Below are 15,339 nucleotides of genomic sequence, written 5' to 3'. Positions count from 1 at the left end.
GCTGAAAATTTAAATTTTCAGCAACTATTCTATTATCAATCTGGCTTCGAACAACTAACAACTAATAACCTACAACAAACAATGAGTACCTTATTTGATAAATTATGGAATAGCCATGTCGTCAACCGCAAGGAAGGCTATCCGGATGTATTATATATTGACCGCCATTTTATTCACGAAGTAACCAGTCCGCAGGCATTTGAGGGATTACGCAAAAGAGGAATCCCGGTAGCAAGACCTGACCGAACGACTGCCACTGCCGACCATAATGTACCTACCAAAGACCAGCATCTGCCTATTAAAGAGGCATTATCCAGATTTCAGGTAGAAACCTTACGGAAAAATTGCAAAGAATTTGGCATAGAACTCTACGACCTGCTTCATCCCTTTCAGGGAATTGTACATATTATCGGTCCTGAACTGGGCATTACACAACCTGGAATGACCATCGTATGTGGCGACAGCCATACTTCTACCCATGGGGCGTTTGGAGCCATTGCTTTCGGAATCGGAACCAGTGAAGTAGAACAAGTGCTGGCCACCCAGTGTATTCTGCAGAACAAGCCCAAACAGATGCGTATTGAGGTAAATGGCAAACTGGGCAAAGGCGTTCTTTCCAAAGACATTATTCTCTACATTATTTCCCAGATTTCTTCCAGTGGTGGAAACGGGTATTTTGTGGAATATGCCGGTTCAGCCATCACAAGCCTGTCTATGGAAGCCCGCATGACCATCTGTAACATGAGCATAGAAATGGGTGCCCGGGGTGGATTGATTGCGCCTGACCAGACTACCTTTGACTATGTAAAAGGCCGCCGGTTTGCGCCACAAGGGGAAGAATTTGAGAAAGCAGTAGCTTATTGGAAAACCCTGAAAACGGACGAAGGGGCTGTGTATGATAAAGTATATACCTTTGATGCGGCCGATATCGAACCTATGATTACCTATGGAACGAATCCTGGAATGGGCATTGGTATTACCGAGCGTATTCCTACGGTGGAAGAATTAAAAGATCATAGCGAAGCGACTTCCTTCAAAAAATCATTAGAATACATGAGCCTGGAGCCTGGTTCTCAACTGCTGGGCAAACAATTAGATTATGTATTCATAGGTAGCTGCACCAACGCCCGCATTGAAGATCTGCGTTTAGTGGCTGATTTTGTAAAAGGGAAAAGGAAAGCAGATAACGTAGAAGTGCTGATTATTCCTGGTTCCAAACAGGTAGAGGAGCAGGCCATTAGAGAAGGCCTGGATAGAGTATTTACGGAAGCCGGATTTGAGTTAAGAGGTCCTGGTTGTTCGGCTTGCCTGGGTATGAACGAAGACAAAGTTCCGGCCGGAAAATATTGTATTTCCACCTCCAACCGGAATTTTGAAGGCCGTCAGGGACCTGGCGCACGTACATTTTTAGCCAGCCCATTATCTGCCGCCGCTGCCGCCATTACCGGCCGTGTCACCGATGTACGGGAATTGATTTAAGGACAGTCAAATACTTTTAGGGATAAGATATTCTATTCCTGAAAGCTCAACTTATTATCTTATGTTAAAAGAAAAATTTAAATCTCTGCAATCTACAGTAGTTCCACTGCCCATAGAAAATATTGATACGGACCAGATTATTCCAGCCCGTTTTTTGAAAGCCACCACCCGGGAAGGATTTGGAGAAAACCTATTCCGTGACTGGCGTTTTGATAACCGGGGAAATAAAAAGGATTTTGTATTAAACAATCCTGCCTATACCGGCGATATTCTGGTAGCCGGAAAGAATTTTGGTTGTGGTTCCAGCCGGGAACATGCCGCCTGGGCTATTCACGATTTTGGTTTCAAGGTAGTTATTTCCAGCTTCTTTGCTGATATTTTTAAAGGCAATGCCTTAAATAATAGTTTGCTTCCGGTACAGGTTTCCGAAGAATTTTTGAACAAAATCTGGCAGCAACTGGAAGCCAATCCCAAAGCTCAGATTGAAGTGAACCTGGAACAACAAAAAGTAATATTACCGGATGGTAGTTCAGAAAGTTTTGACATCAATGCGTATAAAAAAGCCTGTTTATTGAATGGCTATGATGATATCGATTATCTATTAAGCTTGAAAAATGAGATCACTGCTTTTGAAAGCAGATAGTTTAAATAGCCTTCATTGTATTTCAACAACCCACTTTAACCCGACGTGAAAGAACAGAAAATAGTAGTATTACCAGGAGATGGCATTGGAAAAGAAGTAACTACCTGGGGTAAAAAAGTATTAGAAACATTCAGCGGAAAAAATGGCATTCGTTTTACATTTGACGAAGCCCTCATCGGACACACAGCCATCGAAGCAACCGGCAATCCGCTACCGGATGAAACGCTTCAAAAACTAAAGGCTTCTGATGCGGTACTATTTGGTGCCGTTGGCCATCCTAAATATGACAATGATCCATCTCTGAAAGTGCGTCCGGAACAAGGCTTACTAAAAATGAGGAAAGAGCTGGGTTTATACGCAAACTTACGGCCTATTCGTTTATTTGATGAACTCATTCATGCTTCGAGTATTAAACCGGAAATTTTAAAAGGGGCAGATATTTTGTTTTTCCGGGAGTTAACCGGTGATGTATATTTTGGCGAACCCAGGGAACGCCGGGACAATGGCAACGTAGCTGTGGATACGATGATCTACTCTAAAATGGAAGTGCGCCGGATTGCCAAACGTGCTTTTGAAGCCGCCAGAACCCGCAGCAAAAAGTTAACCTCTGTAGACAAAGCCAATGTGCTGGAATCCTCCAGGTTATGGCGCGAGGTAGTGCAGGAAATGGCTAAAGATTATGCGGATGTGGAAGTAGAACATATGTTCATCGATACGGCTGCGATGAAGCTCATTAAAGACCCGCGCTCGTTCGATGTGGTGCTTACCGGAAATTTATTTGGTGATATCCTTACTGACGAAGCCTCACAGATTGCCGGTTCGATGGGCATGCTTGCTTCCGCATCTTTAGGCGATCAGACTGGCTTATATGAACCGATCCATGGTTCTGCGTATGACATTTCTGGTAAAGGAGTAGCTAACCCACTTGCCTCTATCCTATCAGTTGCCCTAATGCTGGATATTTCATTCGGGCTAAAAGCAGAATCAGCGAAGGTAATTCAGGCTGTAGAACAGACGCTGAAAGAAGGTTTCCGCACCAGAGATATTGCCGATGCTACGACTGCAACAGATAAAATTGTTGGGACAGATGCGATGGGCGAAAAAATTATTAAAAAATTATAGTACGTATTTTACAGATAAATCCTTAACTTTTAATCTTATTTACTTTTGGATACTTCAGGTATCTGATAAAATAGGGCAATTTCTAACAAAAACAATTATACTATGAGCGATAGAGTCTATATCTTCGACACTACCCTGAGAGATGGAGAGCAGGTGCCAGGCTGCCAGCTAACAACCAAAGAAAAAATTGAAGTTGCGTTGGAACTACAAGCCTTAGGGGTAGATATTCTGGAAGCAGGTTTTCCTATTTCCAGTCCGGGAGACTTTAACTCGGTAGTGGAAATATCTAAGGCGGTAACTGAGCCGGTGATCTGCGGGCTTGCCAGAGCAAAAAAAGAAGATATCGAATGTACAGCCGAAGCACTAAAGTTTGCTAAACGCAAGCGCATCCATACTGGTATCGGTTCTTCCGATATGCACATTAAATACAAGTTTAACAGTACCCGGGAAAAAATCCTAGAACAAGCAATCTGGGCGGTTAAATATGCCAAGAGCTTTGTAGAAGATGTAGAATTCTATGCCGAAGATGCCGGACGGGCTGATCTGGATTTTCTGGTAAAACTGACTGAAGCGGTAATTGGTGCTGGTGCTACGGTAGTAAACATTCCCGATACGACTGGATATTGCCTGCCGCATACCTTTGGTAACCGGATTAAATATGTGTTTGAGCATGTGAAAAATGTACACCAGGCTACTATTTCTGTGCATTGCCATAACGATCTGGGACTAGCTTCTGCTAATTCGATTGAAGGATTGGTAAATGGAGCCCGCCAGGTGGAAGTAACCATGAATGGAATTGGTGAACGGGCCGGAAATACTTCTCTGGAAGAAGTAGTGATGATCATGAAAACCCACCAGGATCTGAAGTTGCATACCAATATTAATACGAAACTCATTTATCCAACGAGCTTATTGGTCTCTGAGATGATGCGTATGCCAGTTCAACCAAACAAGGCAATTGTAGGTAAAAATGCATTTGCGCACTCCTCTGGCATCCACCAGGATGGTTTTTTGAAACATGCCGAGAATTATGAAATCATCAATCCGCAGGAAGTAGGTATTCCTTCATCTTCCATCGTATTGACTGCCCGTAGCGGCCGTCATGCCTTGAAACACCGGTTGGAAATTTTAGGATACAGCTTCGAAAAAGCAGAACTGGACGATATGTACAAAAAATTCATTGCTTTAGCTGACGAGAAAAAGCTGATTACCGATGAAGATTTGCAGGAACTGGTAGCTGAACAATATCCGGTAAAAGCAGAAGCAAACCGGAAGTAAAGTGCTCAGAAAATTTGCAGAACTGAGAAAAGTTTTGTAATATCGGGTACTATGAAATGTCTCAGGTATCCGTACCAACATATAAACTTATTAAGCCTCACCCTAGCCGGTGAGGCTTTTTTTTGCCCCAACCATTATACTTACAATGAATTTAAAGATCTATGACAAACACGCAACAAGAGTTATTTGAGAAACTTAACCATTGGCAGATCGATAATATAGACTCTTCCCTATCCTTCTCCAAACGATTGGCCCGGGAAAACGGATGGACACATGCCTATGCTAAAGATGTAACGGAAGAATACAAAAAGTTTATTTTTCTCGCCGTTCATGCAGGTCATCCGGTTACTCCTTCCGATGCCGTTGACCAGGCCTGGCATTTGCACTTAACTTACACCAAATCCTACTGGGAAGACTTATGTGAAGATATTTTACATCAAAAACTGCATCACCATGCAACCAAAGGTGGAGCCAAGGAAGACAATAAGTTTGAAGATTTATACAACCGTACATTAGCTTCTTATCAGCATTTCTTTGGCAGTGTCCCTCCTGCTCATATCTGGCCATCGACTGAAGAAAGATTTAACGAAGCAAAATACTTTAAGCGTATCAATACCCGGCAAGTATGGCTTATACCCAAACCCAGGCTATCTGTACGCACACAATCTTTTCTGCTTATCGCACTGCTTTCGGGAATACTTATCGGATGTAGTGGAGACCCGGTAGCTACTGGTTTGCTTATAGGTTTTGGAGCAATAGCCTTGGTTATTTTTATTATTATCCGGCTTACACTAAGAGTCCATCAAAAAACTTTGAATAAGCAAGTACACAAGCAAAAACACAGGAATAAACGAACAGATAGCCATTCTACAACTTCCAGCAATAGTGACACTTCAAGCAGCAGTAGTAGCGACTTTTCGAGTTCTTCCGGTGGAACAGCAGCCGGTTTTGCAGGATTTGGAGGAGGTTTTTTTGGTGGCGGGGGTGCAGGGGGCGACTATTCAGATTCCAACTCAAGCGACAGCAGTAGCAGTGACAGTGGTAGCAGTGATAGCGGTGGAGATAGTGGCAGTAGTGGTTGTAGCAGCGGTTGTGGTGGTGGCGGAGGTGATTAACAAACTCTATTATGGCCTCTTTTCAAAGTACTCACTCGCTTAATGAAATACCATTAAATTTCAGAAGAACAACTAATAGATCAAACATAAATATTTATCACAATAATAATGGCCATCCCCGAATATTTACTGAATCGCAATTACGATTAAATAGTTATGGAGGATACGGTGAAACTATGTCTACTATACAGGGTGCGGTAACTAATGATGAGCCAAAATTATCAAACAGGCTCATTAAGAAACATTATATAGCTATGAAAACTTTAATGATTGTAATTATTATTCTTATTTGTAATTCTATCGCTAAAAGCCAATCAGACAGTGTCAAGAGTAATTATTATCAAATAGACAAAAGTTATATAATTGATTATTCTATAAATATTAACCAATTCATAAGGCAAAACAGAAAACGACTTTTTTCTAAAGATGAGTATAAAAAACTAAGGAAGCAGGAAGGACTTGTTTTTGTTGTTGAAATAGATCCGAAAATTAGAAAAATCAATAAAATTGCTTTTGATAAAAAGGTGTCAACACAAACTACTTCTTTGATTTTAAGTGACAATTTAATAAAAAGGCTAGAAATAATATTAAATGAGAATCTGTTTATCTCAAATATAATAGACATAAATCCACAGCTTAGCAAAGAAAATATCTTAATCTATCGTTCTATTTTTATTGATTTAGACTAAGTCTTTAATAAAAAGATAAAGAATTTATGCCTTGGTATGCTATAAAAGTTCTTTCTGTAGTTTATTATCCGTACTTGAGTAAATGGCAATAGACTTATTGTATGAATTTCAATTTATTCAACTCTAAAATACATGACATTAATACATTGTTTTATATAAGCAATCTATTTTTAACACCTTATGTATGCATGAGTTGTGTAATCAACTGTTTATAGTTGGTGAGCGGCAGCTCCATTTCCTGGTAAAGAATTTTCCGCAACACCTTTGTTTCCTGCCTGCTTACAGGGTTAAAACCAACTTTTTCCTGTATTTTCCAATAGAAACCCATGCCTCTTTTCTGCCAGACAGGTAGATTATTATAATTAATTCCCATGCTGAAAAGCAATTCGTTCTTCTCTGCTACCGACAAGCTCTTTAGTTGCCTGGTGGCTTCTGCTACGGATTTGCCTTTTTCCCGCAATTTCCAGTAACAATACGCATTCAGTGAATTGCGGTGGGCATCTTCCACACGCCAGGCAAAATAATCCAGTACTTTTGCCTCATTGGGCAAAATCGATAACCTGCAATCAAATACGCCCATATGCTTTAACTCATGGGTAAACGCCGCACTTGCTTCTCCGGCCAGAATGGAAAGTAATTTCCGGTGTTTTCGGTTAAACGAAGCATCTTCCCGATGGAACAATAATGAGATTTCATCGCTTTGTGTGTATCCATACACTACTCTTGCACCACAATTCATCATGTGTTTTACAGTAATTGCCATCGCATCCCGGAATTCTACAGCAAATGGTTTTTCCAGGTCAAGTTTCTCTTTCGTTAATTTTGTAAACCCTCTGCCATCAAGCCTAGCCACCACATAAAAATCTGGCGCAATCAACTGGTCGTGAGCCGTTTCATATATCCGCATCTGCGCATCGAATTCATCAAACTTCATCTTTCCAGGGGCTTATGTCAAAAGTAAAATTGTCTTGAACACGTACGTAAAATAATTCATCAAATCCTTCCGTCTTTTCCGGGATTTGCAACTGGTAATACTTCGCCTTCAACCCTTTTTCACTCACCTGCTGTTTACCAGTACGCTTTGCATTCCGCTCAAGGCTTGCCTGAAGGCTGGATTCAAAATAATATCCACTCACTTTAAACTTATGTTGTTTTGCTGCATCTATGTATTTCTTTCTCTCCTCCAACTGTACATTGGTATTATCCACGACCAGAGGCATCTGGGTTTGAAAACAAAACTCAAGCAACCTGTTCTCCCGGTTTCTGGTGCGAAGCATATCCAGATTCACCCGCATATGAGTATGGAAAAAATGCTGAAAATAGAAAGTACTTTTTCCACTTCCGGGTATTCCAATAAACAGAATGAGGTGCATAAAATATAATAAGCCAGGAAAAGGGTGAAATTTATTAAAAAAGTTCAATAAGTTGTTATTATCTTGAAAGGCATGCTTATTCTAATTACGTTAAAGTACTAGTAAAGCTTAATTTATGGAATCCTGGCAAGACATTTGAAAGGATTTCAACTTTTTATATTTTACCTAATTCTTCTAATTATGGGGTCTATTATTAAGATAGAGAATGAAAAGGGCGAGCAACTTTTCTACGTTCAGTATACCAATTCAGAAAAATGTACCGATCTATATAATCATTTAACAGAAGATCAATACTTCCAACACAACAAAATGACGATTTCGCTTTTAAGCTCAGAATCGCAAGTAGTGAGTATCCACCACTATGATTAACAACCGCAATGTATTGATTGTCAGTTCTTAAAAGTGAATTTAAAAACGAGCAGGCAGATCGCCAATACCAGTGTAAAGGCATTGGCAATAATGATGGCAAGAGAAGATAAGGCGATTCCATAAATAAGCCATAAGATCAGGCCTGCACAGAATAAAGTAAACATGCTGAGGGATAAATCTTTGGCTGACCTTGAACGCCATGTTTTGATCACTTGTGGTACAAAAGAAACTGTAGTTAGTGCTCCTGCAATCAGGCCTACTGTTTCTATGGAAAATATGGAGAACATGTAAATAGCTGTTTATCTTGTGATATACTGACTGGCAGAAAGTTCAAGTGACAGATGGTTTGAAACAACTAACTCAAGGGAATTCTTATGATTTCTGATGGCTACATTATGGAAATCAGGTTTACAATCTATCGCACCGGTTTCTTTGAGTAATTTCTCTTGCATGCCAGTGCCCACCCCTACGGTAAGCATGCCTGCGCCGATTGCTGCTTTTACACCACTCACTGCATCTTCAAACACGACACAGCTGGCAGGATTTTTACCTAATTTTTCAGCAGCCATTACATAACAGGCTGGATCGGGTTTTCCTATTTTTACCAGGTCTGATGTAACAATTACTTCAAATAAGCCTTCGAGAGCCAGATGGTTTATTACTTTATCAACTTTTGGCCGGAGCGAACTAGTGACGAGGGCAGTAGGAATCTGATTGGCTTTCAGGCTTTGAAGTAATGATTTTACCCCTGCCATAGCGATATATTCCATGGAGGTTTCAAACTCTTCGCCTTCTTCAAATATTTCCTCTTTTTGAGCCTCTGATAAATTCCCAAACAAAGCATTGATCGTTTGCCTGGCCGGGCAGCCATGAATCCTGGTTTCCATTAGTTCCTGTGTAATGGCTATCTGATGCTTATTGCCCAATGCTATCCAGAATGCCTCAATGGGTTTACGGGTATCTATCACAACCCCGTCCATATCAAAAATAACCGCTTCAAAAATTGTGTTATTCATATATAAAATTTCAAATTAAAGAACTCCATTGAATTCCTTTTGTAATTAAACAAAGATAACAAATTAGCTGTTCCAATTCTATATGGTGTATGATTTAACTAAAAATTAATATCAGTTAAAGCAGTAAGATAATAATCAAATCAAAGGCCAATTAAAGTCTTGCTTTCTCAGGTATTAATCCAATTTTGATATTGAATATATCCTTCAAAGCAGTTCTGGCAGCATGATAGCCACACATACCATGAACACCACCGCCAGGAGGGGTAGATGATGAACAGATATAGAGTCCTTTTCGGGAAGTTTTGTATGGTGAAAAACGTAAGGCAGGACGGGTAAAAAGCTGGGTAATGTCCTGACGGCCCCCATTGATATCACCACCTATATAATTGCTATTGTAGGTCTCTATATCCGCTGTATTCATGACATGTCTGACTAATATCCGCTCTTTAAAACCCGGCGCAAAGCGCTCAATCTGATTTTCGATGGCGTTGGTCTGGTCAACAGTAGAGCCGTTGGGAACATGGCAATAGGCCCAGAGTGTATGCTTTCCTGCTGGTGCCCGGGTGGAATCAAACAGGCTTTGCTGGGCCAATAATACAAATGGTTTTTCGGGATTTTTGCCTTGATAAATGGCTTCTTCTCCGGCAGCAATCTCTTCTATGGTATTTCCCAGGTGTAGGGTTCCAGCATGTTTGCACATTTCATTTTTGAAAGGAATAGGTCCATCCAGCGCATAATCGATCTTAAATACACCCAATCCATACTTAAATTGTTGAAGTTGCCATTTGTATAAAGGTGAAAACGTATGTCCGGCAATTTTCAACAGTTGCCTGGGCGTAATATCAAACAGAACAGCATGGGATGAAGGTAACTGGTTGAGAGAATTCACCTGGAAATTAGTCTCAATTTTTCCCCCAATCGATATAAAATATGCACCTAAGGCATTGGCAATCTGCTGGGTACCTCTTTTGGGTAAAGGCCATCCTTTGCTATGCCCCAGTAGAGTGAGTACCAAACCTAGAGCAGCAGTTGTGGTAAATGATAAGGGCAATATGGAATGGGCAGCCATTCCAGCAAATAAGCCTTTGGCCAGTTTCCCTTTGAATTTGATATTGGCCAGAGTAGTAGCAGGCAATATACCTGACAATCCGAATCTGGCCATTGCCAGAAAATTGGGAGGCGGCACCTGCAATGGCCCAAGCAGCGTCGGCCCCAGCTTTGGCCAGTCTTTAGAAAGCGGATTGATTAACTTCCGATAAGCTTCTGCATCTATTCCCAAAGTAGCAGCCGTAGCCTCCACGGACTGGTATAATAATGCGGCAGTTCCATCGTCAAAAGGATGGGCAGCAGCCACCGGTGGATATATATATTCAAGACCAAACTGCTGTAAAGGCAGCGTTTTGAATAAAGGAGAATCTGCGCCCAGTGGATGGATAGCCGAACAAATATCATGCTTAAAGCCAGGTAATGTAAGTTCGGCAGTACGCATCCCTCCTCCAATCGTATGCTTCACTTCTACAAGTAATACTGAGAGTCCGGCTTGCTGCATGGTAATAGCAGCAGCCAATCCATTAGGGCCACTTCCCACTACCACTGCATCAAACTCTCTTTTTTCTAACAAATTTTGTAAGGGTTATTAGTAATCGAGAAGGCCACTATAACAAAGTTTCATTTCATATATTTAACTTTCTAACAACGATTTAGGTTAGCGATTTTCAAGTTTTTCTGTAAATTAAATTGCCTGCGATTATATCTTAATTAGATACAACCGCAGGCAATTTAATACCAATATATGGAATTCTTTATTTTCCTTTTCAGGAAATATATCCCCATTTTTTCATCACCTTCAAATCTTCTCTTACGCACTCAAGCGGCGTTTTTCCCTGATAAGATTCCTGTTCAATAATAAAATGTATAGTTCCTCCGGATTTACGTCCCCAGTCAATTACTTCCTTTACATTGATCAGGCCAGTTCCCAGAACTGTGCTTTCGTAGGTCCCATGTTCTTTACTCTCAGATTTAATCTCGTCTTTTACGTGCATGGATTCAAAACGACCAGGGTATCTTTTCAGCACTTCCATCGCTTCTCCGCCGCCATTTACCATATTACCAATATCCAGTTGCTGCATTACCAGTTTAGGGTCTGTATTTTTCAGGATAATATCATACAGGGTTAAGTTGTTGAGCTTCTCGCTGAACTCGAAATCGTGGTTATGGTAGCCAAACTTCATTCCGGATTTTTTACAAAGTTCGCCGCTTTTGTTAAACAGTTCCATAAAGCGCAGCAGTTCATCATAATTTCTACGTACCGTTTCACTCATAGAGGGACTGATCACAAATTGTTGACCAAGGGTAGCTGCATCTTCTACAGTATATTTCCATTTGTCCGTAAAGTCTTTCTTGGTATCATCCCAATGGTCTTTGCTCATTACTGTATGGCCGCTCGGCATTTTTAGGCCCAGATCATCCAGTATTTTTTTAAATTCTTTAGCGCCATAGCCATAGAATTTCCGGTCTACATAATTGGCATGCTCTACGTGTTTGTAACCCATTGAAGCCAATTGTTTCAACGTACCCAGCGGGTCTTTTTTCATATCATCCCGTATGGAATAAAGCTGAACGCCAATGAGTTCTTTGGATTTAAAAGCAAACCCCTCTCTAGCCAGTAAGGTAGTTCCGGCTAAGGCAAGGGTACTATTTTTTAAAAATGTCCGTCTCGAAATGTTCATGTAAATAAGTTTAGGAAAATTAACAAATGGATTAGGTAAAAGCCTCTTATAATAACTTTATTCAAATAAAGGTTGAATCAAACCACCTACAAATCCATAGTATAATTTTACTATTAAGATGGCTGTTTAGCTTTTTATCAAACCTTTATTAAATCGCAAAGCATATAAATATAAGAAGAATTTATTGTATTTGTCAATTTAGAAAGCGAGAAAAAATAGCAGGATGTGAATATGCAATTATCTGCCTAATTCTACCGAACGCTTGAAGGCGCCAAACAATCCTTCCATAATTTCAGTCTCAACACTATGTTCGTTGAACACCCGGAAAGCGGCTTCAGTCGTTCCTCCTTTCGAAGCTACTTTTTTCATCAGTTCTTCACAGGTGAGGCTGTTGCGGTTCTGCAAATGCACGGAGCCCATAAATGTCTGATTCACCAGCAACTCTGCCTGGGCAGGAGTAAAACCCAGTTCAACACCGGCTTTAATCATGGCATTCATAAAATAATACACATAGGCTGGCCCACTGCCGGAAACGGCAGTAGCCGCATCAATCAGTTTTTCATCCTCCACATATAAGGCTTTGCCTGTTGCATTGAGCAGGTTCTGTATAATGAATAACTCTTTACGTGATAATCCTGCACTGCAACTAAACACGGTCATTCCCATCCCGATCTGGGAAGGAAGATTTGGCATGGCCCTTACCAGCTTCGGAACCTGTAAAGTTTCTGCCAGTGTAGTCAGGCTTACTCCGGCCATCAGTGATAAGATAATTTGTTCTTCATGAATAAACGGTTGCAAAGCCGGATATAGCACACTATAATCTTGTGGTTTAACCGCAATAACGATGATATCTACCTGGGAGATATACGCACCAGGCAGTTTGTAAACGTTTTGCGGTAATAGCTCCGGAATGCGTTCCTGGGATGAGGAATTTCTCTCCTGCACAAATAATTCTTCACGGGTGGTAAAGTGGGAAGCCAGAAAACTTTTGGCAAAGGTGCTGCCCATGTTTCCGGCGCCAATAATTAGGATATTCATTATTCAAGTATTAAATCAAATTAACACATTCAATTATTTATTATACAATAACTTACATCTAAGCATTGCTCATCAAAAATTCTTTCAAACCCTCGAAGGAATTTGACATAGGAATAGACTTTTTTGGTTTATTCAGAAGCGTAGCCAGTTGTTCCGGCAAGATGGGTTGCTTTCCAATAGCACTTTCTACCACATCACCGAACTTTGCCGGATGTGCCGTTGCCAGAATAATTCCATGCCCCTCGCCACCATTTGCTTTGTAGGTCTCAAACGCTTTGTATGCAACAGCCCCATGCGGATCAATCGTATACTGGAATTTATCCCGCATTTCTTTCATGGCATTTCTGGTTTCGGCATCGCTCAGGCTATAGCCGGAAATCTGCTGTTGCATAGAAGGTAAAGAGTTTCCGAATAAATCCGACATTCTGGCGAAGTTGCTGGGATCACCTACATCCATAGCATTGGAGATCGTAGCTACAGAAGGTTTAGGTAGATAGGTTCCTTTTTGCAAATAAAGCGGAACTGTATCGTTAGAATTGCTGGCGGCAATAAAATGGTGAACCGGTAAACCCATGCGCTGTGCAAACAATCCGGCTGTGAGATTGCCATAATTTCCACTTGGCACAGAGAACACAACCGGACCCTTGTACTTTCTGCGTAGCTGGGCATAGGCATAAAAGTAATAAAATGATTGTGGCAGCAAACGGGCGATATTAATTGAATTAGCGGATGTCAGGTACAATTTGTTGCGAAGGTTCACATCGGCAAAAGCCGTTTTTACCAGCCGCTGGCAGTCATCAAAAGTGCCATTTACTTCCAGAGCCGTTATATTTTCACCTAGGGTCGTAAACTGTACTTCCTGCACTTTGCTCACCTTTCCGGATGGATATAAAATCACGACATCTATACCAGGAACTTTATAAAAACCCTGTGCAACAGCGCTTCCGGTATCCCCAGAAGTAGCCACCAATACATACACTTTTTGACCCACATTCCTGAGAAAATATGCCATTATCCTGGACATAAATCTGGCACCTACATCTTTAAAAGCCAGTGTGGGTCCATGAAACAATTCCAGAATATGCAGATCCTCCCGGAGTTCAACCAGGGGTATATCAAAATTGAATGCATCGGCAATAAGGGTCTGCAGGTCTTTCTCCGGAATTTCCTGGCCAATAAAATGACTGGCAACTTCTGTAGCGATCTCGACAAAAGATAAGTCTGGCAGGCTTTGGATAAAGGATTGGGATAATACCGGAATCTGCTCAGGCATGAACAAGCCTTTGTCTGGTGCCAGTCCGGAGATAACGGCTTCATTAAAACTTACCGGCGCAATCTGTTTATTTGTACTGTAGTAATTCATCGGAATAGTTATTGGTCATTGGTCAATAGTCATTGGTTATTGTTGAATGTAAGAAAACAACGAATGACTACTGACCAATGACTATTGACATTTATAAAACAATCGGTCCTTTTTTATTTACTCTGGAAACATAAATATCACTGTCAATTTGCAAACTGCTGCACACCTGCTGCATGGCTTCTGCTACCCGGCTTGCTTCCTCTAAGGATGTGCTGAAAGCAAACAGCGAAGGTCCGGAACCGGAAATATTGCATCCAAGCGCACCGGCCTGTAAAGCAGCTTCCTTCATCTGATCATAACCTGGAATGAGAATAGAACGGGTGGGTTCGATGATTACATCTTGCAGTGAGCGTCCAAAGAGGGCATAATCTTCCCGGAATAAACCAGCAATCAGACCGGCGGTATTCCCCCATTGTACTACCGCATTTTGCAGCGTAATCTGCTTTTTGAGTACTTTCCGGGCATCTTCAGTTTTTAATTCGATCTGCGGATGTATAATACTGCAACACAAACGTTCTGGCGTAGGCAAGGGTATAATATCCAGGGGATGGTAACTACGGATCAATACAAAACCACCGAGTAAAGCGGGGGCTACATTATCAGCATGGGCCGAACCACTGGCTAAGCGTTCACCCTCCATCGCGAAAGCGACCAAATCTTTAGCTGGCAAAGGATTCCCCAGCAATTCATTGGCACCAAACACCGCTGCCGCCGAACTGGCTGCACTGCTTCCAATGCCACTTCCCGGCTTTACTTTTTTGATAAAGGTAATCTCAAATCCCTGCTTGCTCTCAATCGCATCCAGATACGCCTGTAAAGCCACCCCAGCTGTATTATTTTCAGGCTGCAAGGGCATAGAAGTGAATGCACTCTCATTCTTGATCTGAATACCGGTTTTATCCGTTTTGCGGATCAGAATCTCATCTCCTGGCTTTTCCAGGGCAAATCCCAGGATATCAAATCCGGCAGCAACATTGGCTACAGTAGCCGGTGCAAATATTTTAATGGATTTTTCCATTGTATAGGTTTAGGTCAATAGTCATTGGTCAATAGTCATTGGCTAAGAGTTTGTAACACACCAATGACAAGTAATTACAACCTCATTCTCCTGACTGGAATAAATCA

Annotated in this window: 15 protein-coding genes; 6 read left to right on the top strand and 9 right to left on the bottom strand. The window is 41.2% G+C overall.

Annotation, left to right across the window (positions count from 1 at the left end; translation table 11 throughout):
• The first annotated feature begins 81 nt into the window (after positions 1-81).
• From leuC to GXP67_RS32435, 6 genes are all read left to right on the top strand, one after another.
• Complete coding sequence (leuC, locus tag GXP67_RS32460) at positions 82-1,479, top strand: 3-isopropylmalate dehydratase large subunit (protein ID WP_162446963.1); 1,398 nt, start codon at positions 82-84, stop codon at positions 1,477-1,479.
• A gap of 61 nt (positions 1,480-1,540) precedes the next feature.
• Positions 1,541-2,122: a 3-isopropylmalate dehydratase small subunit gene (gene leuD / locus GXP67_RS32455; RefSeq protein WP_162446962.1), complete on the top strand. Its 582-nt coding sequence runs from the start codon at positions 1,541-1,543 to the stop codon at positions 2,120-2,122.
• A gap of 45 nt (positions 2,123-2,167) precedes the next feature.
• The gene (leuB, locus tag GXP67_RS32450; RefSeq protein WP_162446961.1) at positions 2,168-3,244 is read left to right on the top strand and encodes a 3-isopropylmalate dehydrogenase; all 1,077 of its coding nucleotides are present in this window, start codon (positions 2,168-2,170) and stop codon (positions 3,242-3,244) included.
• A gap of 102 nt (positions 3,245-3,346) precedes the next feature.
• Positions 3,347-4,522 (top strand): 2-isopropylmalate synthase, encoded by a 1,176-nt coding sequence (locus GXP67_RS32445; RefSeq protein WP_162446960.1) that lies wholly within the window; start codon positions 3,347-3,349, stop codon positions 4,520-4,522.
• A 161-nt stretch (positions 4,523-4,683) separates the two neighbouring features.
• On the top strand, positions 4,684-5,637 hold the full coding sequence (locus tag GXP67_RS32440; protein ID WP_162446959.1) for a glycine-rich domain-containing protein: 954 nt from the start codon (positions 4,684-4,686) through the stop codon (positions 5,635-5,637).
• Positions 5,638-5,648: 11 nt separating this feature from the next.
• A complete protein-coding gene (locus tag GXP67_RS32435) occupies positions 5,649-6,326 on the top strand; it encodes a hypothetical protein (RefSeq protein ID WP_162446958.1) in 678 nt (225 codons plus the stop codon).
• A 178-nt stretch (positions 6,327-6,504) separates the two neighbouring features.
• Here GXP67_RS32435 and GXP67_RS32430 read toward each other — a convergent pair whose 3' ends face one another.
• The 9 genes from GXP67_RS32430 to GXP67_RS32390 form a co-directional block, all read right to left on the bottom strand.
• Positions 6,505-7,260 (bottom strand): tRNA(His) guanylyltransferase Thg1 family protein, encoded by a 756-nt coding sequence (locus GXP67_RS32430; protein ID WP_162446957.1) that lies wholly within the window; start codon positions 7,258-7,260, stop codon positions 6,505-6,507.
• Positions 7,250-7,699, bottom strand: a complete 450-nt coding sequence (locus GXP67_RS32425) for an ATP-binding protein (RefSeq protein WP_162446956.1) — start codon at positions 7,697-7,699, stop codon at positions 7,250-7,252. Before GXP67_RS32425 ends, GXP67_RS32430 begins: the two co-directional genes overlap by 11 nt.
• Positions 7,700-8,088: 389 nt before the next feature.
• Complete coding sequence (locus GXP67_RS32420; RefSeq protein WP_197901600.1) at positions 8,089-8,355, bottom strand: SWEET family sugar transporter; 267 nt, start codon at positions 8,353-8,355, stop codon at positions 8,089-8,091.
• A gap of 12 nt (positions 8,356-8,367) precedes the next feature.
• Positions 8,368-9,084, bottom strand: coding sequence for an HAD family hydrolase (locus GXP67_RS32415; RefSeq protein WP_162446955.1), 717 nt, complete (start codon positions 9,082-9,084; stop codon positions 8,368-8,370).
• 151 nt (positions 9,085-9,235) lie between these two features.
• Positions 9,236-10,705, bottom strand: coding sequence for a phytoene desaturase family protein (locus GXP67_RS32410; RefSeq protein ID WP_162446954.1), 1,470 nt, complete (start codon positions 10,703-10,705; stop codon positions 9,236-9,238).
• Positions 10,706-10,898: 193 nt separating this feature from the next.
• Positions 10,899-11,813 carry a sugar phosphate isomerase/epimerase family protein gene (locus GXP67_RS32405; RefSeq protein WP_162446953.1) on the bottom strand — a complete coding sequence of 305 codons (915 nt, stop codon included), beginning with the start codon at positions 11,811-11,813 and terminating at the stop codon, positions 10,899-10,901.
• 237 nt (positions 11,814-12,050) lie between these two features.
• Complete coding sequence (gene proC, locus GXP67_RS32400; RefSeq protein ID WP_162446952.1) at positions 12,051-12,851, bottom strand: pyrroline-5-carboxylate reductase; 801 nt, start codon at positions 12,849-12,851, stop codon at positions 12,051-12,053.
• Between the two features lie 58 nt (positions 12,852-12,909).
• A complete protein-coding gene (gene thrC, locus GXP67_RS32395; protein WP_162446951.1) occupies positions 12,910-14,214 on the bottom strand; it encodes a threonine synthase in 1,305 nt (434 codons plus the stop codon).
• Positions 14,215-14,305: 91 nt separating this feature from the next.
• Complete coding sequence (locus tag GXP67_RS32390; protein WP_162446950.1) at positions 14,306-15,232, bottom strand: homoserine kinase; 927 nt, start codon at positions 15,230-15,232, stop codon at positions 14,306-14,308.
• Positions 15,233-15,339: the final 107 nt, after the last annotated feature.

Source organism: Rhodocytophaga rosea, assembly GCF_010119975.1.
GTDB lineage: Bacteria > Bacteroidota > Bacteroidia > Cytophagales > 172606-1 > Rhodocytophaga > Rhodocytophaga rosea.
Note: the sequence above shows the minus strand (reverse complement) of the source record. Positions and strands in the feature narration are given on the sequence as shown.